The 22375-nt window shown below is 52.7% G+C and carries 16 protein-coding genes and 2 rRNA genes; 12 read left to right on the top strand and 6 right to left on the bottom strand.

Translation table 11 applies throughout. From position 1 onward, the window contains the following. Positions 1-53: 53 nt before the first annotated feature. Positions 54-4427 (top strand): TIR domain-containing protein, encoded by a 4374-nt coding sequence (locus Q394_RS0104660; protein WP_028488244.1) that lies wholly within the window; start codon positions 54-56, stop codon positions 4425-4427. A 109-nt stretch (positions 4428-4536) separates the two neighbouring features. Beyond that, positions 4537-4731 carry a hypothetical protein gene (locus tag Q394_RS19155; RefSeq protein WP_038140532.1) on the top strand — a complete coding sequence of 65 codons (195 nt, stop codon included), beginning with the start codon at positions 4537-4539 and terminating at the stop codon, positions 4729-4731. Here the strand turns inward: Q394_RS19155 and recQ are convergent. Continuing rightward, the gene (recQ, locus tag Q394_RS19150; RefSeq protein WP_038140530.1) at positions 4728-6560 is read right to left on the bottom strand and encodes a DNA helicase RecQ; all 1833 of its coding nucleotides are present in this window, start codon (positions 6558-6560) and stop codon (positions 4728-4730) included. The genes Q394_RS19155 and recQ overlap by 4 nt on opposite strands. Before the next feature lie 114 nt (positions 6561-6674). On the opposite strand from recQ, the gene Q394_RS0104645 reads away from it, so the two are divergent. Genes Q394_RS0104645 through Q394_RS0104625 form a run of 5 tightly spaced genes read left to right on the top strand, consistent with a single transcriptional unit; the run spans position 6675 to position 13104 of the window. Further along, positions 6675-7250: a Uma2 family endonuclease gene (locus tag Q394_RS0104645; RefSeq protein ID WP_028488243.1), complete on the top strand. Its 576-nt coding sequence runs from the start codon at positions 6675-6677 to the stop codon at positions 7248-7250. A gap of 13 nt (positions 7251-7263) precedes the next feature. Then, on the top strand, positions 7264-11019 hold the full coding sequence (locus tag Q394_RS0104640; RefSeq protein ID WP_028488242.1) for a restriction endonuclease subunit S: 3756 nt from the start codon (positions 7264-7266) through the stop codon (positions 11017-11019). Beyond that, positions 11016-11759 carry an ATP-binding protein gene (locus tag Q394_RS19145; RefSeq protein WP_245606731.1) on the top strand — a complete coding sequence of 248 codons (744 nt, stop codon included), beginning with the start codon at positions 11016-11018 and terminating at the stop codon, positions 11757-11759. Before Q394_RS0104640 ends, Q394_RS19145 begins: the two co-directional genes overlap by 4 nt. Beyond that, positions 11756-12904, top strand: coding sequence for a radical SAM family heme chaperone HemW (gene hemW, locus Q394_RS0104630; RefSeq protein ID WP_028488241.1), 1149 nt, complete (start codon positions 11756-11758; stop codon positions 12902-12904). The genes Q394_RS19145 and hemW overlap by 4 nt, the downstream gene beginning before the upstream one ends. A 2-nt stretch (positions 12905-12906) precedes the next feature. Then, positions 12907-13104, top strand: a complete 198-nt coding sequence (locus Q394_RS0104625) for a CPXCG motif-containing cysteine-rich protein (protein WP_028488240.1) — start codon at positions 12907-12909, stop codon at positions 13102-13104. Here Q394_RS0104625 and Q394_RS19140 read toward each other — a convergent pair. Genes Q394_RS19140 through Q394_RS0104610 form a run of 3 tightly spaced genes read right to left on the bottom strand, consistent with a single transcriptional unit; the run spans position 13101 to position 16155 of the window. Continuing rightward, on the bottom strand, positions 13101-13793 hold the full coding sequence (locus Q394_RS19140; protein WP_051542803.1) for a phosphatase PAP2 family protein: 693 nt from the start codon (positions 13791-13793) through the stop codon (positions 13101-13103). The genes Q394_RS0104625 and Q394_RS19140 overlap by 4 nt on opposite strands. Then, positions 13790-15217 carry an ArnT family glycosyltransferase gene (locus Q394_RS19135; RefSeq protein WP_051542800.1) on the bottom strand — a complete coding sequence of 476 codons (1428 nt, stop codon included), beginning with the start codon at positions 15215-15217 and terminating at the stop codon, positions 13790-13792. The genes Q394_RS19140 and Q394_RS19135 overlap by 4 nt, the downstream gene beginning before the upstream one ends. After that, positions 15217-16155, bottom strand: a complete 939-nt coding sequence (locus tag Q394_RS0104610; protein ID WP_051542797.1) for a lysylphosphatidylglycerol synthase domain-containing protein — start codon at positions 16153-16155, stop codon at positions 15217-15219. The genes Q394_RS19135 and Q394_RS0104610 overlap by 1 nt, the downstream gene beginning before the upstream one ends. Before the next feature lie 58 nt (positions 16156-16213). Between Q394_RS0104610 and Q394_RS0104605 the strand changes: the two genes are divergently transcribed. The 5 genes from Q394_RS0104605 to lptG are packed head-to-tail and all read left to right on the top strand — an operon-like array spanning position 16214 to position 21658. After that, a complete protein-coding gene (locus tag Q394_RS0104605; RefSeq protein ID WP_051542794.1) occupies positions 16214-17212 on the top strand; it encodes a glycosyltransferase family 2 protein in 999 nt (332 codons plus the stop codon). Next, the gene (locus tag Q394_RS0104600; protein WP_051542791.1) at positions 17212-18768 is read left to right on the top strand and encodes an ArnT family glycosyltransferase; all 1557 of its coding nucleotides are present in this window, start codon (positions 17212-17214) and stop codon (positions 18766-18768) included. The genes Q394_RS0104605 and Q394_RS0104600 overlap by 1 nt, the downstream gene beginning before the upstream one ends. Next, a complete protein-coding gene (locus Q394_RS19130; protein ID WP_051542788.1) occupies positions 18765-19520 on the top strand; it encodes a phosphatase PAP2 family protein in 756 nt (251 codons plus the stop codon). Before Q394_RS0104600 ends, Q394_RS19130 begins: the two co-directional genes overlap by 4 nt. 6 nt (positions 19521-19526) lie before the next feature. Further along, positions 19527-20594: an LPS export ABC transporter permease LptF gene (gene lptF / locus Q394_RS0104590; protein WP_028488236.1), complete on the top strand. Its 1068-nt coding sequence runs from the start codon at positions 19527-19529 to the stop codon at positions 20592-20594. Continuing rightward, positions 20591-21658, top strand: a complete 1068-nt coding sequence (gene lptG / locus Q394_RS0104585) for an LPS export ABC transporter permease LptG (RefSeq protein ID WP_028488235.1) — start codon at positions 20591-20593, stop codon at positions 21656-21658. The genes lptF and lptG overlap by 4 nt, the downstream gene beginning before the upstream one ends. A 219-nt stretch (positions 21659-21877) precedes the next feature. On the opposite strand, the gene rrf is transcribed toward lptG, so the two are convergent. Together rrf and Q394_RS0104575 are read right to left on the bottom strand one after the other, a co-directional pair. Further along, positions 21878-21993, bottom strand: a 5S ribosomal RNA gene (gene rrf, locus Q394_RS0104580). Positions 21994-22119: 126 nt separating this feature from the next. After that, positions 22120-22375 (bottom strand): 23S ribosomal RNA (locus tag Q394_RS0104575); the annotation flags it as partial.

Genomic DNA, 22375 nt, shown 5'->3' with positions numbered 1-22375 from the left:
CATACGCCCTCCTCTGCTATACTGCTGTAAACTACGGCACACCGGGCTTACACATGTCGTCAACGACTTCGGGCAAACACATCTTCATTTCCCACGCGACTGCTGACGATGCTTTCGTCAAGGAACTGCGTGAAAAGCTGGAACTGCACCACCTTAACGTTTGGGTTGATTCGCGTAATTTGCGCGGCGGCGACAAACTTTGGCCTGAAGTTGCCGAAGCCATCCGCACCGCCCGCCAAGTCTTAATGGTGATTAGCACCCATACCGTCAATTCATCGTGGGTACGCAAGGAAGTTCGTTTAGCCGAGCAAGCAGGTGTAACGGTCATCCCGTTATTGTTACCCGGCATTCTGCCTGCTGCGTTGGGTATGTGGTTTGATGAAGAGCCTGCTGGCGAAAAAATCGAGCTGGAAGTCGGCAAATTGCAGGAAGCGATGCCGCGCATCCTCGCCGCACTTGGCGAACGCCTGCCCGACGATTTACCACCAGAGCAAACCATCGAAAACAAACCCCTTGCCGAATTGCTGCTGGAACTCACCGAACCCACCTTGACGCGCAACGCCGATGGCGGCGAACAACTGAGTGCGCGGGCAACCCTGACCTACACCCCCGCTGATCTCAGCAGGGAACGCGAAGTCACCAGCCGCCCGTTCCGCTTCATCGCCCCCATCGGGCAGATTGAGCAGGACGAATTGCGTTGGTATCTGGAGAAATATTACCAATGGCCTGTCGGCTTGTTCCGCGACCGGGCGCAACGTACCGAAGCACAATTGCCACAATGGGGCGCGAAGCTATCCGCCGCTGTGTTGGACAAACCCGAATGTCAGGCAGTGAAAGCCGCTTGGCATAACACCCGCACCGAATCCGAACGCCTGTTTTCGGTGCTGGTGGAAACGGCGTTGCTGGATGATGCCAGCGATGCGGAAAAAGCCAATGCCAATACCGCTGCCAGCCGCTTGCAAAGCCTGCCGTGGGAATTGCTGCACGATGGCAAAGGGTATGTCAGTGATGGCAAATACCCGGTACGCATCCGGCGGCGGTTGCCCAATTACGATCAGAAACCGCCCAGCATGACCCAGTTACCGATCCGCATTTTGCTGCTGAGTCCGCGCCCGGAACAGGATGGCGTGGGTTATATCGACCACCGTGCCAGTGCCTTGCCGCTGGTGGATGGGGTGGCAACCCTTGGGGAGTTGGTGCAAGTGAGCGTATTGACACCGCCGACCTTGGGCGCACTGGAAAAGGAATTGCGACGCGCCAGTGAGGTTGACGAACCCTATCACGTCGTCCACTTCGATGGTCACGGGATTTATGACCAGCAGTATGGGCTGGGTGCGTTGTGTTTTGAAGACCCGCAGGATAGCCATGAGTTGAAAAACCGGCGGATGCAATTGGTACATGCCGACACGCTGGCGGTGCTGTTGCGCGATTACCGCATTCCGCTGGTGTTCCTCGAAGCCTGCCAAACCGCGCAGACCGATACCGACCCCAGCGCGTCGGTTGCCGCCAAATTGCTGGAAGAAGGCATTGCCTCGGTGGTCGCCATGACCCATAGCGTATTGGTGGCAACGGCGCGGCGTTTCGTCACGCAGTTTTACCGCACCTTGGCGGAGGGGCAACGCATTGGCAAGGCGATGCTGGCGGGGCAAACGGAGCTGATGCGCGACACGTTCCGCCTGCCGATTGCGGGCGCGGGCGATTTGCACTTGCAGGACTGGTTTGTGCCGATTTTGTATCAGGAACAGCACGACCCGCAGTTGTTCGCACGGCTGCCATCCGCCACCGCGCAACTGATGACGGCGCAACAACGCCAGACGCGGCTGGGCAGGTTGCCCGAACCGCCGCCGCACAGTTTCATCGGGCGTAGCCGCGAATTGCTGCAAGTCGAGCGGTTGTTGGAACGTCCCTTCGGCTCCGCTCAGGGAACGGCTTATGCTGTGCTGCGCGGTCAGGGTGGTGCGGGCAAAACCACGTTGGCGGTGGAACTGGCTCGGTGGCTGGTGCAAAGCCGCCGCTTCAAGCGGTGCGCCTTCGTTAGCGTCGAGCAATACACCCACCCCGACTACGTGCTGGAACAACTGCTCCAGCAACTGGTGAACGCGAATCACAATTTTGCAGCGGAATACGCCAGCGACACCGATAAAGCGTTGCAGGCAATCCGGCGGGTGCTGGAAAACGAGCGCGTGTTGATTGTGGTGGATAATGTGGAGGCGTTGTTGGCGGATGGGGGGAATGTGGCGGCGGTGTTGCAGCTTCTGGCGAAGCTGTTAACCCCCCCATCCCCAGCCCTTCCCCCGCAAGGGGGGCAGGGAGCAAGAGTGCTGTTTACTACCCGTGAGGCGTTGCCCGCGCCGTTCAATCGCACAGCCCGTGAGATTGTGTTGGGGGCGTTGAGCGTGACGGATGCCAAGGCGTTGGTGATGCAGGTGATGAACAACGAAGGTTTGCACCTGCGCCATGATGATCAGGGCAATACGCCGCAGGAAGTGGACGATCTGGTGGGTTCGGTCGGTTGCCATGCGCGGGCTTTGGTGCTGCTGGCGCGGGAACTGGCGCAGCGCGGGGTGACGGCGACCACCGCGAATGTGCGGGCGATCATGCAAGAGCTGGAACAACGCCATCCGGGGCAGCGCGAACTGTCGCTGTTCGCCAGCGTCGAACTCTCCCTGCGGCGGCTGTCGCCGGATGTGCGTGGGCAGATAGCGGGGTTGGCGGTGTTTCAAGATGGTGGGAATCGCTGGGCATTGATGACCGTGTTAGACATAGACGAAGAAAAAATCCGAAGTCTCGAAAAACAGCTAATCGAAGTCGGTCTGGCACAACACATCGGCGACTACGGCTACATCCGCCTTGATCCCGCCTTACCTGCAACGCTGGATTTGGAGTTGACAGCACAACAGCGCAAGGACTATTGGCAACGCTGGATGGAAGAGATGGGGCAACTGGTGGATTTTCTCTATGAGCAATGGTTCACGGATGCCAAGCTAGCCGTACAACTCACCCAACTGGAACTGCCTAACCTGATGGCTTATCTGCAAACGCTGGTGGCGGATTTACAAGCCAGAAGAGTAGAAGCGGAACTGGTGGCTGACAAGTCAGGTAGTGTCGAACAATTACTGGCAAACCTGCATCAACCGCAGGCACTGGCGCAGGTAGTGGCATGGCGCAAACAGGCAGCGCAGGCTTTAGGTGAGTGGAGTCATGCCCGTTTTAAAAACGAGCGTATGAACATTGATCGACTATTACAGCAGGATGAACTTCAAGACGCTTGTCAGGCAGCCAAAACCTTATTGCAAGAGTGTCAGCAGGCTGGGGAACAGGCGTATACCGGGGCGGATCACGATCTAGCAATGGCACACTTCCTGTTAGGGCAGGTATTGAAAACCGGCGGTGCAGCAGCACAAGCCCTGACCTACTTACAGGAGGCGGAACAACGTTTTGAGGAACTGGGAACACCGGGAGCGGGAATGGCTTCCGTAGCACTCACCGAACAGGGCAATTGCCTGCGAGCATTGGGACAACTGGATGCAGCCGCTACCATCTATGCGCAAGCAATCCAGCATGATGAGCAGCGGGGGGATATGCGCCAAGTTGCGGTAGGCAAAAGCCAACTTGCCACCACCCGTATGTATCAAAAACGCCATGCCGATGCCCTACAAGGCTACTGCGAAACCCTGCAAATATTTACTCAACTGGATGAAACCTCCAGCGTCGCGACCCTCTGGCATCAGATCGGCATGGTACATAAAAACTCAGGTGACTACTCGCAGGCCGAGCAGGCGTATCGACAGTCCCTTTCCCTCAAAAGCCAGATGGGCAACCGGATGGGTGAAGCCGGTAGCCTGACTGAATTGGGCAATCTTTATGTTGAATGGAAGCACCCGGAACATGCTGTGAACTTTTATCGGCAAGCAGCGGATTTGTACGTACAACTGGGCAATCAATACCACGAAGGTTTTGCCCGAAACAACCTTGCCGATATCCTAATCAATCTGGAGCGTTACGACGAAGCCCGCCCGGAACTGCAACGCGCCATTGCCTGCGATCAAGCCTTTGGTCATGCAGCAGAACCTTGGAAAACGTGGCACATCCTGCATAATCTGGAACAGGGCAGCAATCCACAAGCCGCCCGCGAGGCACGTCAACAAGCACTGGCGGCGTTTCTGGCGTATCGCCGGGATGGTGGGGAGAATCATGAAGGTGGCGGACGTTTGGCTTTGGCGGTGAGGCTGGCAATACAGCATGGGGATACTGCGGAGGTTGATCAACAGATAAAGCGCAACTTTGAAACATGGCAAAACAAAAACTTCCTGTACAAACTGCAAGCGATTATCGCCGGGGAGCGGGATTTGGCTTTGGCGGAAGATGAGGGGCTGCACTATCAGTATGCGGCGGAGTTGGTTTTGTTGTTGGAGGGATTGGAGTAAGAACCCCTCTCCCCAACCCCTCACCCCAACCCCTCTCCCTCAAGGGGCGAGGGGCAAGAGGGATTTTTACTTCGGTTTCTCTGCTGCCTTCTTTACTATACTACTGAACATGAAAAGAAATTATCTCACCGAACAAGAAATCCAGCGGCAAGCACTCCAAGCCCTGCGCAATAGCTTGGGTGTAGTCGGGCTAATCCGCTTCATGCAGCAATACGACAAAGGCCACGGCAACTACACGCTAGACCGTCAGGCATGGCAGCAATCTTATTCCGTCGATAGCTTGTTTGCTGCCATTAAGGGTTAACTTCCCAACACCACATCCAGAAACGCCTGCCCATACTGCGTAAGTTTCCGCTCCCCTATCCCCACGATACCCCGCATCGCATCCAGCGTTTGCGGGCGTTCATCCGCCATTTGCAGCAAGGTAGAATCGTGGAAAATGACATACGGCGGCACACCCTGTTCCTGTGCCAAGCGTAGTCGCAGCGCACGCAAGGCTTCCCACAAGGCTTCCACCTCAATGGGCATGGTATCGCGGTTAAACCGAGGTTTGGCGACAGGATCACCCCGCACACGTTCGCGCCGCACCCGTTCGCGCTTCTGCTCCTTGCGCAAATGCAGCTCGATTTCACCGCGCAACAAGGGGCGGGAATTGTCCGTCAGGCGCAAACCGCCATGCCCGTCCACATCCACACTCAAATACCCCAGCGCAATCAATTGGCGGAAAATATTGCGCCATTCCTCTGGGGAATGCTCCGTGCCAATCCCGTAGGTCGAAAGCTGCTCGTGGCGAAACTGGCGGATACGCTCGTCATCCTTACCCAATAACACGTCGATGAGGTAATTCACCCCGAAACGCTGCCCGGTACGGTACACGCACGACAATGCCTTTTGTGCCGCCAGCGCTGCTTCCCACACCTCCGGCGGATTCACGCAGTTATCGCAATTCCCGCACGGTTGCGGTGTAGGTTCACCAAAGTAGCTCAACAACGCTTGGCGGCGGCAAGTGGTCATTTCGCACAAGCCCAACATGGCTTGCAGCTTGTGGTGTTCGATGCGTTTTTGCTGCTCGCTGGCGGTGGATTCCAGCATCATCTGGCGTAAGGTGATGACATCTTGCAAGCCGTAAGACATCCACGCATTCGCGGGCATACCGTCACGCCCGGCACGCCCGGTTTCCTGATAATAGGCTTCGATGCTTTTTGGTAGGCTCAAATGCGCCACAAAACGCACATCCGGCTTGTCGATGCCCATGCCAAAGGCGATGGTGGCAACGATAATCACACCCTCTTCGCGCAGGAAACGTTGCTGGTGATTGCGGCGCGTGTCTGCATCCATCCCCGCATGATAAGGCAACGCGTTGCGCCCCTGCTTGGCTAACCACGCGGCCGTGTCTTCGACCTTTTTGCGCGACAGGCAATACACGATCCCCGCGTCTTGCGGGTGATTGGCCTCGATGAACTGCCACAATTGTTGCCGTGCCTGCTGCCCTTGCTGGATGGTGTAGTGGATATTGGGGCGGTCAAAACTGTTGACGTAAATATCAGCCTGTTGCAGGCGCAACTGCTCAATGATTTCCTGACGGGTACGCTGGTCAGCGGTAGCGGTCAACGCAATGCGCGGCACACCGGGGAAGCGTTCCGCCAACACCGACAACTGCTGGTATTCCGGGCGGAAATCATGCCCCCATTGCGACACACAATGCGCTTCGTCGATAGCGAACAGGCCAATGCCCAGCGTGGAATGCAAACGTTCCAGCAACGGCAACATTTTCTCACTGAGCAAACGTTCCGGCGCGACGTACAACAGGTCAATCTCACCCGCCAGCAAATCGCGCTCGACTTGCTGCACCGCGCCGTAGTTGAGCGTGGAATTGAGGTAAGCCGCCCGAATGCCCAGTTGCAGCAAGGCATCCACCTGATCCTGCATCAAAGCAATCAGCGGGGAAACGATTATCCCCACGCCATCGCGCACCAAAGCCGGAATCTGGTAACACAACGATTTCCCGCCGCCGGTAGGCATCAGCGCGAGTACGTCATGGCCTTGCAGCAAGGAACCGATGATGTCCTTCTGATTGAGGCGGAAGTCGGCATAGCCGTAGGTATTGTTGAGAATGTGGTAGGCTTGTTGCATGGGAGAATCCTACCCCAATCGTGATTGAATGTCGTGTGGGTGTTGTCAGCAAACTGCTTTTAGGTAGCCGATCCGCTACAATCAGGGTTTGTTATTAAGAACCAAGGTGTTGCCATGTCTGCCGCTACCTTACCGAATACAGCATCAGAACCTGAAGAAAAGCTAATCACTGCGGACGAGCTGTTTGCGATGGCTGATACATCAGGCTTTGAATTAATCAGAGGACAATTACACCCCATGCCACCAACCGGCTATGAACACGGCGAAACTGAAAGCGACATTGCTTTTTGCCTGAAAAGTTTTGTGCGTCAGCAAAATCTTGGCAAAGTCATGACCGGGGAAGTTGGCATGTATATCCGCCGCGCCCCGGATAGTGTACGGGCTGCGGATGTGTTGTTCATTTCCCACCAGCGCTTGCAACAAGTCCAATCCAAATCCTATCTGGATGTTGCGCCGGAATTGGTGGTGGAAGTGCTGTCACCGCGTGATTCATGGGTGGATATGGCTGAAAAGCTGGAAGACTATTTTTCCATTGGCGTCGTACAAGTGTGGTTTGCCAATCCGCGTAACAAGACCCTTCAAGTGTTCACCTCCGTGACCGATTCAGTATTGCTGCGGGGTGAGGAGCGTGTTCCCACAATACCGTTCCTGCCCGGTTTCACGCTCAATGTCAGTGACATTTATAATTAAGAAATAAAAGAACATGATAGTCAAAGATAATTTTCAACGTATCCTGCTCGCGCTTGGTTTTCAAGCAAAGAATGCCATTTACACCAAACACTTTACCGCCTTTGATAGTACGTTGAGTGTCGACTTTAATCAGCAACAACTCATCTATCCCGAAGCACAAGGGTTGAATATCAACGAACGTCAAACCTGTAATTTTGCCTCCAATGAAAATTTCGTGGTGTTCGAGTGTGTCTGTCGCTTACTAAACCAAGGCTATAAACCTGACCATATCGAGCTGGAACCCAAATGGAAACTGGGGCATGGCGCAAGCGGCGGGCGGGCTGACATTTTGGTGCGTGACAATACTGGCAAGGCTCTGTTGATCATCGAGTGTAAAAATGCGGGCAGCGAATTTAACAAGCACTGGAAAAAAACGCTGGAAGACGGCGACCAGTTATTTGGTTATGCCCAACAAGAACCCAGCACGGCTTTCTTGTGTTTATACGCTTCTGACTGGCTGGATGATAACGTCGTTTACGATAGCCACATCATCACCTTGCAAGATAATGACAAACTGCTGGAAGAGCGCAAACACCAAAACCCTGCCAGCTATCGGGAAGCCAAAGACCGCTCTGATCGGTACAGGGCATGGAAAGAAACCTACCTGCTGGACTATGCCACCCAAGGCTTGTTTGAGGCGGATATTCCGGCCTATGAAATCGGCAAGAAGAAATTCACCGCTAATGATCTAAAGCGCATTTCGAGCAAAGATACCCAAAGCAAGCACCATGCGTTTGCCACTATCCTGCGCAAATACAATGTGTCTGGGCGCGAAAACGCTTTTGACAAGCTGGTCAACTTATTACTGTGCAAAGTCGTGGATGAAACCAACAATGCCGAAGACCTGAAGTTCTACTGGAAAGGGGTTGCTTACGACTCGCCCTTTGATCTGCAAGACCGTCTGCAACTGCTGTATAAAGAGGGCATGGATCGTTTCCTCGGGGAGCAAATCACCTACATCGGTAACGAAAAAATTGATGAAGCCTTCTGGGCTTTTCTCGGTGACAAGGATGCCACCAAAAATACCATCAAGGGCTATTTCAAGCAGCTAAAATTCTTCACCAACAACGACTTTGCTTTTATCGAGGTGCATAACGAAGCACTGTTTTACCAGAATGCGGCCGTCTTGCGGGATATTGTGCGGCTGTTTCAGGATACCCGCATCAAGGGTGACGCCCGCAACCAGTTTTTGGGGGATATGTTCGAGATATTCCTTGATCAGGGCGTAAAACAGAGCGAAGGGCAATTTTTTACCCCGATGCCGATTACCCGTTTCATTATTGCCTGTTTGCCACTGGAAAAAGTCATTGTCGATAGCCAGCATCCGCCGCGTTGTCTGGACTATGCCTGTGGTGCGGGGCATTTCCTGAATGAGCTGGCTTCACAAATTGAGCCTTATGTCACACAGCACAAAAAGGGCGAAATTGAAAACTTCCACCGGGTCATTGAGGGGGTGGAAAAAGAATATCGCCTATCCAAGGTCGCTAAAGTCTCGGCTTTCATGTACGGGCAGGATAATATCAAGATCACGTATGCCGATGCCTTATCGAAAGATGCCAAAACACCGCTAAACAGTTACGCTGTTTTGGTTGCTAATCCGCCCTATAGCGTCAAAGGTTTTCTGGAAACCTTGAGCGAAGAAGATCGGGAAAAGTATACGCTGACCCAAACTGTGCAGAACATTGCCAATAACAATTCTATCGAAAGCTTCTTTATTGAACGCGCCCAGCAATTACTGGCAGGTGATGGCGTGGCGGGAATCATTTTCCCCTCATCCATTCTTTCCAATGCTGATGCCACTTACACGGCAGCGCGGGAAATCCTGCTCAAGTATTTTGATATTGTTGCCATCGGTGAATTTGGCTCGGGCACATTCGGCAAAACAGGCACAAACACCGTCACGCTCTTTTTACGCCGCAGGGCGGCACAACCGCAACCTGCTGACCATTACCGTAATCGGGTTGAACAGTGGTTTACCACGTTGGCTGATACCAACGAAGCACAGCGCCAAGGTGTGTTTGCCGATGAGCATTTCATCAAAAAATACTGTCACCATATAGGCGTTGAATGTGAGGATTACAAAACCTTGCTGCTGGGTGATGCCAATCAAGATTTGATGCAAACCGAAATGTTTGACGAATACAAAAAGGCATTCGACAAACTCAGTGGCACAGTGCAACGTAAAAATCAGAAGTCATTCAAAGACCTTGACCCAATTGACCAAGCCATTGAAATGCGTAAAAAGCTCATGGCCTACATTCAGGGCATTGAAAAAGAGAAGCTGTATTATTTTGTACTAGCCAGCATCAACCCCGGCAAAGTCATCATCGTTAAAAGCCCATCAGGCACAAAAGAAGCCAAGGAATTCCTCGGTTACGAGTGGAGCAACGCGAAAGGCAACGAAGGCATCAAGTTAACGACTGACGCAGCGGGCAAACACATCACCCCACTCTACGACGAAGACAATCCACGCAACCCTGACAAAATCAACTACCACATCGAACGCGCTTTTCTCGGCGAAACGGCTGACATTCCCGAACATTTACAGCCCTTCGTCACCCCTGCCCGCTTGGTCGACATGCTCGACTTCACCCGCACCGACTTCAACAAACAACTCTCCCTCTCTCCCCAAAATGCCTACACGGTTGAATCTCAATGGACAATCCGAAAACTATCTGACTTGATTGAGATCATCGGCGGTGGAACACCTGACACTAAGAACCAAACCTACTGGAATGGCGATATACCTTGGTTAAGTGTCGTAGATTTCAACTCAGATGAACGCTATGTCCACACCACGGAAAAAACAATCTCTGAAGAAGGTTTAAAAAATAGCAGTACTAAATATTTGCAAGCCAACGACCTAATCATTTCTGCACGCGGAACAGTCGGCGCATTGGCACAGCTTGCAAAACCCATGACGTTCAACCAGTCATGTTATGGTTTGAGGGCAAAGGAATCTATCAGTAATGACTTTTTATACTATGTGCTGAAACAAGAAATAGAGCAGTTCAAGCGTAATGCTTACGGCAGCAAATTTGATGCAATTACTACCCGAACATTCAGTGACATCAAAATTCCTGTACCACCGATAGAGGTACAACAGAAAATTGTGCAGGAATGCGAAGCCGTTGATGCTGAATACGAGAAAGCTAAACAAAGCATTGCCAACGCTAAAATAGAGGCAAGCAATATTTTGTCTGAATTGAATGCTGCTCCAAAAACGACACTAAGCAACATTTGTGAGAACTGGGACTACAAGCGTATTCCAATAACACAAAGAAACCGAAAATCTGGCGAATATCCTTACTACGGAGCTTCTGGAATTGTTGATTATGTAGATAATTATATCTTGGATGACAATGTATTACTCATATCTGAGGATGGTGCGAATCTATTATCAAGAACAACGCCAATTGCTTTTACTGCTCAAGGAAAAATATGGGTTAACAATCATGCTCATATACTAAAATTCAAAGACACATGTTTGCATAAAGCAATGGAGTTTTACTTAAATAACACTCAAATTAATGAATATATAACAGGCATGGCACAACCGAAGCTGTCACAAAGTAATTTAAACAAAATTAAAATACCTCTACCCGCGCCCAAAGAACTACAACGGATCGTGTCAGAAATCACAGCATTGGAAGGGCGGATTAAGGCGAATCAGGCGGTGATGGATGGGGCGGCAGAGCGGAAAGCGGCGATTGTGAAGAAGTACCTATGACCTACGATACCGAAGATTTACTTGTTCCTGATACCAGCATTCAAGATATTCACCGTGTCCGGCTTGCCGATTACTTTGAAACACGCTACAGAAAAACCATTGATGATGCGGGTTTATCTTGGGAAGAAGTCATTCACAGCCTGAAACTGGGCAAAGATGGCGAGTTAAATCTGGCAGGCTTATTATTATTCGGCAGAAACCCGCAGCAATTCCGTCCGGTATTCATGGTCAAGGCGGTCTACATCGACGGTACAGACATCGCCTCCCAACATTACCGTGACAGTGAAGACATCGAAGGCTGCTTATTGGAGCAATACGAACGCGCCCTCTCCTTCATCACCCGCAACCTACACCGCTTACAATCCGGGCAAGGTGTGAACAGCCTCGGCAAACTTGAAATCCCCGAAATCGCCTTGCAAGAAGTGCTGGTCAATGCACTGATTCACCGTGATTACTTCATTTCTGCCCCAATCCGCATCCTGATGTTTACGGATCGGGTGGAAATCATTAGCCCCGGTCATTTGCCTAACCACTTAACCATTGAACAAATCCGCTTCGGGCTGTCCAATATGCGCAATCCGATCATGGCCTCTCACGCCACCCGGCAAATGCCTTATCGGGGTTTGGGCAGTGGAATTCCGCGAGCATTAAGCAGCTACGCCTTTATCCAATTCATTGACGACCGTGCAGGCAACCAGTTCAAGGTCATTATGCAACGCCCCCAACAAGATAAACCATGACCCACATCCCCCTATCCCTATACATCCACATCCCGTGGTGCATCCGCAAGTGCCCTTACTGCGACTTCAACTCGCACGCAGCACCCAGCGGCTTACCCGAAAAACAATACGTGCAAGCCCTGCTCACCAATTTAGCCAACGAACTCCCACACATTTGGGGACGCAAGCTCGAATCCATTTTCATCGGTGGCGGCACGCCCAGCCTGTTTTCGGCGGAAAGTATCGACGAATTGCTGTGCGGTATCCGCGCCCTACTGCCGTTCCGCCCCAATATCGAAGTGACGCTGGAAGCCAACCCCGGCACGTTTGAGCAGGAAAAATTCAAAGGCTTCCGAGAAGCGGGTATCAACCGCCTTTCCGTCGGTATCCAGAGTTTCAACGCCGAGCATTTGCAAGTCTTGGGCAGGGTGCACAACAATACCGAAGCCTTACGCGCCGCCGACATTGCCCGCAGCGCAGGCTTTGACAATTTCAATCTGGATCTAATGTTCGGCTTACCCAAGCAAACCCAAGAACAGGCACTGCAAGACTTGCAACAAGCCATTGACCTGAACCCCACGCATTTGTCGTGGTATCAACTCACCCTCGAACCCAACACGCTTTTTTATAAACAACCACCCCCCATGCCCGACGATGATTTAGTTGCCGAAATGCAATTCGCAGGTCAACATTTAATCAATTTGTCATGTTATACTCAATACGAAGTTTCCGCCTATGCCAGACCGGGTTTTGAATGTCGGCATAACCGGAACTACTGGGAATTCGGTGATTACGTGGCAATCGGTGCAGGCGCACACGGGAAAATAACCAACCCCGCGCAAGGCAGCATCACCCGTTACCACAACCACCGCCAACCCGCCGAGTACATGCAACAAGCCAGCATCGGCGCAGCCCGCAGCGGTGAGCAAATCCTTACCCCTGCTGACCTGAGCTTTGAGTTCATGCTGAATGCGTTGCGCTTGCGGGACGGTTTTCCCATAACATTGTTGACGGAGCGTACCGGTCTGGCATTCCATCACCTCAAGGCGGGGCTGGATCAGGCATTGCAGCGCGGGTTACTGGATGTTGAGGAGGGGCATATCCGCCCTACAGCAATCGGCTGGCAATTCCTGAATGAGGTTATTCAACTGTTTTTGGAGGATTAATCATGTCGCAGGTTCTAACACACAGCAATATCACCTGCCCTTACTGCTATTCGGCCTTTAGTACCGAAATCGACATTACCGCAGGCAGTCAGGACTACTACGAAGACTGCCAGATCTGCTGCAACCCGATTCAACTCTTCATCCACATCGATGCCGACGGTGAAATCACCCATATCGACGTACAACCGGGTAATAGCTAAGTGTTGTAAGCCATTTCGCGGCGCGGGATGCGCATTACTGGGTAATACAATACCCACGCCGCGAATAACACCACCCACGCTGACCACATTACGTCAGACAAGAAATGCCCTCCCGCCGCCATACGGGTCAGGCCAATCGCACAACCCAGCGACACACTCGCCACCAGCGCCAGCCGCGCCCATTGGGGTTTACGTTCCCGCCACACAAACCAGAACGCCACAAACGCAAACCCAATCGAGCTATGCCCGCTGGGAAACGAGCGCCCGTGACCGTTTGCCACCCAATACCCCGGCGGCGCATAAGCCTCCTGCCCACCGAGTTGCAACACTTGCACCGGGCGCGGCCTGCCCCAGTTATCCTTGAACAGGCTATTGACGAGCAAGCCCGGCCCTACCAAAAACACCAGCAACACATAAGCCGCATACAAGCGCAGGCGATACCAACGGCGCAATACCGTGCTCGCCAGCATGATCAACAAGCTACTGCCCAGCACACTGCCCGCGATATACGGCACACCGTCGTAAAACACCGCTTTCCACAAGGGAAAATCATCCAATAACCAATGATCAGCCCGCTGAAACAACCCCGCCACCGTCAAATCCCAGTTGGACAACCAGAACACCAGCGTCGATGCTGCCACCAGATTGAGCCACAGCCACAGTTGCGGGTATGTTTTCCAGAATTTCATGGCGACACCAACCCTTTGAAGTGTTTCAGCAGGAACACATGGTAATCCAGTGTATAGGTAGGATGAACCTCGACATGTAACGGCTCCAGTGCCTGACTGGACTCGAAATAACCTGCTACATCAGCCGCTAATGGATTTTTTGTCACCAACAAGAAATCATCCCCAACCTTGCCATCCAGCGTCGTCACCAGATCGTAATGGTGGCGCAACTGGTGTTGCGGGTTCCAGCTTACCCCGCGTAAACCTTGTGGGCGGGCGTAATACACCAGTTCGCTCAACACTTCACGGCTATCCGACAACAAAATGGCCTGCGGGTATTGCTGCTGAAGTGCGAGGTATTGCTCCCCGATAACCTCCCATCCCTTCAAACGCTTATGCAAATCGGACTTGAGCAGGTAGTTCAGCGGCGCGGGGTGATAGACCAATAAGCCCAACGAAATATTCAACAGCAAAGCCAAGGTCAGTAATTTCCAACGCCCCTGCAACCACCCGGCGACCAGCAAGGTAGCAGCAACATACGTCGGTGCTGCCCAGTTGGCATTCGCCCGCCCAAACAATGCCTGTAAGGTAATGATCAGCAAAAACGGTAAGGCAAAACTTAGCAACAAGGCTTTGTGTGCCACCTTGCCCTTCATGATTACCCACGCCAATAAGGGGAACAACAAAATGCCAAACACCCCAAATTGCCCACCGATGAATTCGCTGAACTCATCCCAATGCAATGCCCCTTGCGTGCTTGCCGCAGCAATATCGGCCGTGTGCTTAAAAGTTGGAAAATCATGCTGCCAGTTCCACCACAGGTTCGGGGCAAACATCAGCGCCATCACCAGCACCGCGAACCATGCCCGCCGATTCAGCAACACATCAAAACGCCTCGCCACAACGACATACAACAGGGCGGAAACCAGAAAGATTCCCATGGTGTACTTGCTCAACATCCCCAAGCCCAGCGCCACACCCAGCAACAGCCAATCACCCCACGCATCGCTTTCCAGCGCTTTCACGAAGGCATACAGCGCCAAGGTCCAGCAAAAGAACAGCGCCACATCGGTCGAAATTAGGGTAGAAGACAGGCTAACCGCAGGCAGGGTAATGAACAACACCGCCGCCAATAATGCCACTTTGGCATCAAACAAACGCTTGGCCAGCAAAAACAGTAACCCGGTACTCAGCGGATACAGCAACAAACTGCCCGCCCGCACACACACTTCGCTATCGCCGCACACCGAAGTGGTGGCAGCAATAATCGCCGCAATCACCGGCGGTTTGGAGTAATAGCCCCATTCGAGGTGTTGCGCCCAATACCAGTATTGCGCCTCATCCACATACAGGTTCAGGCCACTGCTGGCCACCACCCATACCCGATACGCTGTTATACCCAATAGCAATAACAGCAGAAACAGCCCAGCCCTACGTTCAATCATTATTTTTTAGCTTTTAAAGGAATCAACCAGCCCACCAGTGCACCCACCAGTGAAGACCCTAATACGAACAAATGTACATTCACCGCGCCAATCGTCGCCGCATGGATAGTCACCGTGCGAATAGGCGACAACGCCGCAATCACCCCGCCCTCATACGTCCCAAAACCACCGGGGGCATGGATCGGCAATACGCTGGTCAACTCGCCACCGACCACGCCCGCTTGCAACATATTCCAACTGACATTCGGTACGAACTGCCCCAATAACCACGCCAGTGTCACCAGCTTCACCATCCAGTTTGCCCAGGTCATGCCCCAGCTACGCCAGAACTCGCTCCAGTTATCCGGCAAACCGTACATGGCTTGTTGTGCCAGCTTGCTCAGCTTGCCATCTTTGCCTGCAAACGCCACTTCGATACGGTTGCGCAACAGGTATACCACGATAGGCAACAGCAGCCACAATACCACCAGTGGTATCGCTATCCGTTTCAGCGGTGTCACCACCAACAGCGGGTAAATCGCAAACGCTAGAATAGTATGTAAATCCAGAAAACGGAACCACACCAAGGCCGACACCGAATGTGCGTAACCCACGTCAAAGTAGCGTTTCATCATCACCGGAAAACTGATTTCCCCAGTACGCGCAGGCAACAAATTATTCAGTGCGTTATGGATCAACATCAACCGCCACGTCTGCATCCACTGGCCGCCTAACTGTTGCGGGAAGTAGTCATACATACGCCACGCTCGCAGCGCATAACTCAGCACCAACAAGGCCAGAGCAATCAAACCATCTGCCCAGCTAAAGCTTGCCCACGGTGCTAGTACTGTTTTCCAGCCTATCCAGTACTCGACACCTGCAACAAACAGGATCAACACCAGCCAGGAAACCAACAATTTCCAGCGTGAGGTTGATGTATTGCGCTGTTCTGTCATCATTCACTCGCTTTAACGTATAATCCGATGCAGCATTGTAACCGAACCGGACATTGATTTAATGACAAATTCTCCTGATACCGTCAGCATCATAGTGCCTTTCTATAATGAGGAAGGTAATGTTCTGCCGCTAGTCGAGCGCGTCACTGAAGCGCTTGCCAATTTTGAATGCCTCTGGGAACTGGTGCTGGTCGATGACGGCAGCTCCGACCAGACCCTGAAACGCCTGCGCGAAGCGGCAGATACGTTCGGCAAACACATCCACGTTGTTGAGCTGCAACGCAACTTTGGGCAAACCGCCGCGATGCAGGCCGGTATCGACCAATCACGCGGCAGCCTGCTGGTAACGCTGGATGGCGACCTGCAAAATGACCCCGCTGACATCCCCGCGATGGTCAAAGAATTGCAGGAACGCGACCTCGACCTGTTAGTCGGCTGGCGCAAAAACCGCAAGGATACGCTGGTCTTACGCAAAATCCCCTCGCGCATTGCCAACCGCCTGATCCGCAAAGTCACCGGCGTTTACCTGCACGACTACGGCTGTAGCCTCAAGGTTTACCGCGCTTCCGTGATGGAACGGGTACGCTTGTATGGCGAAATGCATCGTTTCATTCCTGCATGGGTTGCCACGACTGTACCGCCTTCACGCATCGGCGAGCGGGTGGTTAACCACAACGAACGCCTCAGTGGGGAATCCAAATACGGCATTTCGCGCACGTTCCGGGTGGTGATCGACTTGCTGTTCATGTGGTTTTTCATGCGATTCCGGGCGCGTCCGGGGCATTTGTTCGGCACGATTGGCTTGGCGTTTGGGATGCTGGGGATGTTGATCCTTACATGGCTGGGCGTCGACAAATTCATTCTGGGGAATCCCATTGGAGGCCGTCCACTGCTGCTGGCGGGGGTAATGCTGGTGATAACCTCCATCCAGTTCCTCACCACCGGTATTATTGCTGAAATGTTGGCGCGGGTTTACTTTGAATCCTCCAGTCGCGATGCTTACGTGATCCGCCCCAGCCGTGAGGAAGCGGTGGAACATGACTGGCACAAACCCGCCTGATGCGCGTTGCATCTGGCCTGCGGCATTGGTTGCTGCACAGCGGGGATGGCTTCCTGCTGCCGTTGGTGATCCTCGCGTTTTTCTGGCAACTCGGCACGCCAGCGCTGTTTGACCTGGATGAAGGGGCTTTCAGCGCGGCGACTTGGGAAATGCTTCAGCGTGGCGATTTCATCACGACTTTCCTGAATGGCGAACCGCGTTTCGACAAACCTATCCTGATTTACTGGCTGCAAGCCATCAGTGTTTCAGCGTTTGGCTTGCACGAATGGAGTGTGCGCTTGCCTTCAGCACTGGCGGCTAGCGCGTGGGTCACGGCGACGTATTATTTCGCCAAACCCCGGATGCCGCGTCGCAACGCGATACTGGCAGCGGTCATGGTGGCAACCTCCGCGATGATCGTCATCATCGGGCGGGCGGCGATTGCCGATGCGATGCTGAACCTGCTGATTGCCCTTACCCTCTTCGATGTCTGGCGTTACTGGGAACAACCAACGCGCATGGTGTTGTTCCGGGTATTCTTGTGGCTAGGGCTAGGTTTCTTGTGCAAAGGGCCGGTAGCCGTCGCGATTCCACTGGTAGTGAGCGCCTTTCTGTATATCAGCCACGGGCAGTGGAGAATCTGGCTAAAAACCGTGTTCAGCCCCTACGGTCTAGCGGTCTTTCTGGCGGTCGCGGCACCTTGGTATCTCCTCGAATACCAAGCGCAGGGACAGGCGTTTATCGACGGTTTTTTCTTCAAACACAATGTCAGCCGCTTCTCGGACACGATGGAAGGGCATGGCGGGGAAGTTTGGTATTACCTCGTGGCATTGCCGTTGATCATCATGCCGTTTGGCGGGTTGCTGGTGCAGTTGTTGAAGAACATCAGTGGGCAAGGCATCGAGCGCTTTCTTTGGTTCTGGTTTGCCTTCGTCTTTGTGTTCTTTTCGTTTTCCAACACGCAATTACCACATTACTTACTGTATGGCATCACGCCGTTGTTGCTACTGCTCGCGATGCATTGCGGGGAAAATCCTAACCGTTGGCTAGCGGTTGTTCCCGCCGCACTGGTTGCGCTGGTCTTGCTGTTTTTGCCGGAAGTGCTGACGAGTGTCGTTGCGAAAAATCCGACACCCTATTTTCAGGGTTTGCTGGAGCAGTCACAACAAGTCACTGGGCTTTATTACCGGGTGGCAACAGGTATTTATTTACTGGCGTTACTGGCCTTGCTGTTGTGGCCTCAGGTGCAGAACCACCTGCGCTTGTTGGGGGTAACGGTATTGCAGACTTTATTCCTTGGCAGCGTGCTGCTGCCGGTGGTCGCTTACACCCAGCAGAGTGCGGTGAAAGAAGCGGCGCGATTTGCCCGCCACTATCTCGTGGATTCGGTGATTGTCATGGATGGGGTAAACATGCCCAGTTTCACCACGTATCGGGAAACGGTTACGCCACGCCGAGCGCCGGTCGTGGGTGAATACGTGTTTACCAAGGCAGACTATTTGCAACCAGTAGAAAACTATCTGGTCGTATTCAAGCAGGGTGGTTTGGTGTTGGCAAAAAAGGTAAACGTACCGTGAGAGATGAAGCTGAAACCATCGGTGTGCCCGTCATATTAATGCTGTTGTTGGTCGCAACCCTTGATATGAGCGAGCTGAATACCCCGTTATTTTTTGCCGCAAAGAATCTCGCAGAACTGTTTCCCGATGCGCTGTGGGCAAACCTGACGATTTTGGGGGATGCGCTGGTGGCAATGGTGCTCCTCAGCCTATTGGCCGTGCGCTATCCGGCCTTGCTGCCTGCTGGCATACTCGCAGGGCTAATCGCCACCTTGTTGAGCCGCAGCCTGAAAAATTTGCTGGAAGTCGAGCGCCCCTTGACGGTGTTGGGTTCACAGGTACACGTGATTGGTTCGGATTTGTTCAATTTCAGCTTCCCTTCCGGGCATACGACTGCGGCTTTCGTGGTTGCCGGGGTTTATGCCTTGGTATTACAACGTGACCGCATAACCGCCGCGCTGTTTTGTGTGGCACTGTTAGCAGGCTTCAGCCGTATTGCAGTGGGCGCACATTGGCCGATGGATGTATTTGCTGGGGCTGCACTTGGGTGGTTTTCCGCATGGGCAGGGTGGAAACTCGCTGCTGGTTGGCACTGGAGCCGTTTACGCCGAGGCCAACAAGTATTGGCGGCACTCTTCTTATTACTGGCGCTTGCGCTGTTTGGGCTGAATACCGGCTACCCACAAGCCTTTTGGCTGCAAATGAGCATTGCCAGTGCCACGACCCTCTCTAGCTTGTTGACCCTCTGGCACACTTGGCACAACACAACGTAATCCAATATGATCATTAATCGTTACCTGTTCAAGGAAATTGCCCTCAGCTTCGCTGCCACCTTGTTGGTATTGACGCTGATCATCGTCGGCAACACCTTTGTGCGCCTGCTGGCCGATGCCAGTACCGGCAACCTTCCCACCGATTTGGTCGGCAACCTGTTATGGTTCGGCTCGTTGAAACAACTGATCCGCCTGATTCCGGTCGCGCTGCTCATTGGTATGATGTTGGCTTTTAGCCGCTTGTACCGTGATTCGGAAATGGCCGCCTTACGTGCCGCCGGATTTGCACCACGCCATTTTTACCGCGCCATCTTCAGCTTTGTGTTGCCACTTACCTTGTTATTGGCGGTGTTGGTTATTTTCGTATCGCCGTGGCTGGAAACCAATAATGCTGAGTTACGCCGCGAAATCAATGAACGCCCGGAAGCAGCGGGCATTCCTTCGGGTGAATTCGTCAGTTCTGGCACGGCTGAGCGTAATTACACTGCCTTGGCCGAGGCTATCGACACTAGCCATACGGTGATGGAACGTTTTTTCATCCGCGTGAAAGACGGTAGCAATGAAGTATTGATCTGGGCAAGATCTGCCGTGCTGTTCATTGACTCTGGTAGCGGTGAACGGGTTTTGCAAATCAGTGATGGCTACCGTTACGAATCCGACCCGGAACACGGTGGCATGACCGTCATACGTTTCGGTGAACACAGTATCCGCATTCCCCTGCGTGATTACACCTCCAGTAGCAGTCTCGCCTCGATGCCCATCGAGGAATTATGGCAACAGACCGACAACCCAGCACGGGCAGAGCTGCAATGGCGTATTGCCATCATTGTTTCTGCGCCACTGTTGGCATTGTTGGCGTTTCCACTCAGCTACACCGCGCCACGGCAAGGGCGTTACGGCAAAATTGGGGTGGCCATCCTGATCTATGCCATCTATGCCAGTATTCTGGCAAGCGTGCGCGGCATGATGGAACGCGGGGATTTTCCCCAATTACCGGGCTTATGGTGGATACACTTGTTAGTGCTGGGCTTGGCCTTCTGGCTATTACGCAAATATTACGGGAAACCCTCATGAATTTTTTAGAGCGCTACCTGTGGAAAAGCGTCCTTACCAGTATCCTGCTTACCTGGTTCTCGCTCGCCCTGCTCGATCGGTTTTTCGCGTTCCTCGGTGAACTCGGCGATGTCAGCCCCGAAACGCAATACGGTAACTTGCAAGCCTTTTACTACATCCTGATGGGTACGCCCAAGTTGCTGTACGATTACTTTCCTACCGCGACCTTGATTGGTAGCTTGCTAGGCTTGGGTAATCTGGCGGCGAATAGCGAACTAACAGCGATGCGGGCAGCGGGTGTTTCGATCCGCCAGATTGTGATGATGACCTTGAAGCTCGGCTTGGTATTGGTCGTACTCATTTTTGTATTAGGTGAATGGGTTGCACCGCATACGGAACTCGCCGCCAGCAGTTTCAAGTTACGAATGCAGCAGAAGCAACTGGCAGTCGGCAACCAGGGTATCTGGGTTAAGGATGGCAACCGCATCCTTAACATTGCCAAGCTGTGGTCAGAGCAAAAGATGGAGGGTATTTCGATCTACGAAATCAATCCAGAAGCAGGCCGCATCGACACGATTACCCACGCAGACCGGGCAGAACGGGATGCAAACGGTTGGATGCTATACGACCTTAATCGCAAGCATATTCAGGAAGATGGGGTAACACAGGAAGTATTGCCACAGGTTCATGAGGATAATCTGGTTCCCGAACAGGTACTCAGTATTGCAGCCGTCAAACCAAATCAGCTAGCGGCCAGCGAATTGGCGGACTTCATCCGTCATCAACGCGATAATGACTTAAACAGTAGCCGTTTTGAGCAAGCCTTCTGGCAGCATTTCACGACACCGCTCTCGACGCTGGTCATGCTGATCATTGCTGCACCTTTTGTATTCAGTTTCCAACGCAATGCCGGGGCGGGACAGCGGATTTTTATCGGTATCCTCATCGGCATCGTGTTCTTCCTGTTTAATCGCACGCTCGGTAGCATTGGTATTGTCTACGGAATTTCACCACTACTGTCAGCCACCTTACCATTGCTTATGTTCCTGTTTGGTGGGCTATGGATGTTGAAGCGGATACGTTGATAGCAACCTAAAGACAAAACAACATAACCAATCATAGCGCTAACAAGCAGTAGTGCTAGCCTTTGACATCCATGCAGATGTGTTAAACACCCACGCTACCTTTCGGATTGTGACCTTGGCATGAAGGGCTTTCACTCGCTGTTTTCGCCTGACCTGATAAATGCTAGGCAAAAAAAAAGCCCCGTCACGGAAAACCGTAGACGGGGCTTTTAGATTGAAGCCTGGCATTGACCTACTCTCACATGGGGAGACCCCACACTACCATCGGCGATGCTGCGTTTCACTTCTGAGTTCGGGATGGGATCAGGTGGTTCCACAGCTCTATGGATACCAGGCAAACTGGCAAGGTTAAGAAGGGGATGCCGTAGCAGCCTTCATGACCTAAACTGGAAAAATATCAAGGGATACTTTAAATACTGGGTCAGATGTCATACATCTCTAAATAGACCATTTTGGGTTATAGAATCAAGCCTCACGGGCAATTAGTACTGGTTAGCTGCATACATTACTGCACTTCCACACCCAGCCTATCAACGTCGTAGTCTCCAACGGCCCTTTAGGACCCTCAAGGGGTCAGGGAGATCTCATCTTGGGAGGGGCTTCCCGCTTAGATGCTTTCAGCGGTTATCCCGTCCGAACATAGCTACCCTGCAATGCCACTGGCGTGACAACAGGAACACCAGAGGTTCGTCCAACCCGGTCCTCTCGTACTAAGGT

The organism is Thiothrix lacustris DSM 21227 (assembly GCF_000621325.1).
GTDB lineage: Bacteria > Pseudomonadota > Gammaproteobacteria > Thiotrichales > Thiotrichaceae > Thiothrix > Thiothrix lacustris.
The sequence above is the reverse complement of the archived record's forward strand: the minus strand, read 5'-3'. Positions and strand labels throughout refer to the sequence as shown.

Excerpts from the sequence above, each read along its gene's own strand:
- Q394_RS0104660 (WP_028488244.1), top strand. The coding sequence starts at position 54 with ATGTCGTCAACGACTTCGGGCAAACACATCTTCATTTCCCACGCGACT.
- Q394_RS19155 (WP_038140532.1), top strand. The coding sequence starts at position 4,537 with ATGAAAAGAAATTATCTCACCGAACAAGAAATCCAGCGGCAAGCACTC.
- recQ (WP_038140530.1), bottom strand. The coding sequence starts at position 6,560 with ATGCAACAAGCCTACCACATTCTCAACAATACCTACGGCTATGCCGAC.
- Q394_RS0104645 (WP_028488243.1), top strand. The coding sequence starts at position 6,675 with ATGTCTGCCGCTACCTTACCGAATACAGCATCAGAACCTGAAGAAAAG.
- Q394_RS0104640 (WP_028488242.1), top strand. The coding sequence starts at position 7,264 with ATGATAGTCAAAGATAATTTTCAACGTATCCTGCTCGCGCTTGGTTTT.
- Q394_RS19145 (WP_245606731.1), top strand. The coding sequence starts at position 11,016 with ATGACCTACGATACCGAAGATTTACTTGTTCCTGATACCAGCATTCAA.
- hemW (WP_028488241.1), top strand. The coding sequence starts at position 11,756 with ATGACCCACATCCCCCTATCCCTATACATCCACATCCCGTGGTGCATC.
- Q394_RS0104625 (WP_028488240.1), top strand. The coding sequence starts at position 12,907 with ATGTCGCAGGTTCTAACACACAGCAATATCACCTGCCCTTACTGCTAT.
- Q394_RS19140 (WP_051542803.1), bottom strand. The coding sequence starts at position 13,793 with ATGAAATTCTGGAAAACATACCCGCAACTGTGGCTGTGGCTCAATCTG.
- Q394_RS19135 (WP_051542800.1), bottom strand. The coding sequence starts at position 15,217 with ATGATTGAACGTAGGGCTGGGCTGTTTCTGCTGTTATTGCTATTGGGT.
- Q394_RS0104610 (WP_051542797.1), bottom strand. The coding sequence starts at position 16,155 with ATGATGACAGAACAGCGCAATACATCAACCTCACGCTGGAAATTGTTG.
- Q394_RS0104605 (WP_051542794.1), top strand. The coding sequence starts at position 16,214 with ATGACAAATTCTCCTGATACCGTCAGCATCATAGTGCCTTTCTATAAT.
- Q394_RS0104600 (WP_051542791.1), top strand. The coding sequence starts at position 17,212 with ATGCGCGTTGCATCTGGCCTGCGGCATTGGTTGCTGCACAGCGGGGAT.
- lptF (WP_028488236.1), top strand. The coding sequence starts at position 19,527 with ATGATCATTAATCGTTACCTGTTCAAGGAAATTGCCCTCAGCTTCGCT.
- lptG (WP_028488235.1), top strand. The coding sequence starts at position 20,591 with ATGAATTTTTTAGAGCGCTACCTGTGGAAAAGCGTCCTTACCAGTATC.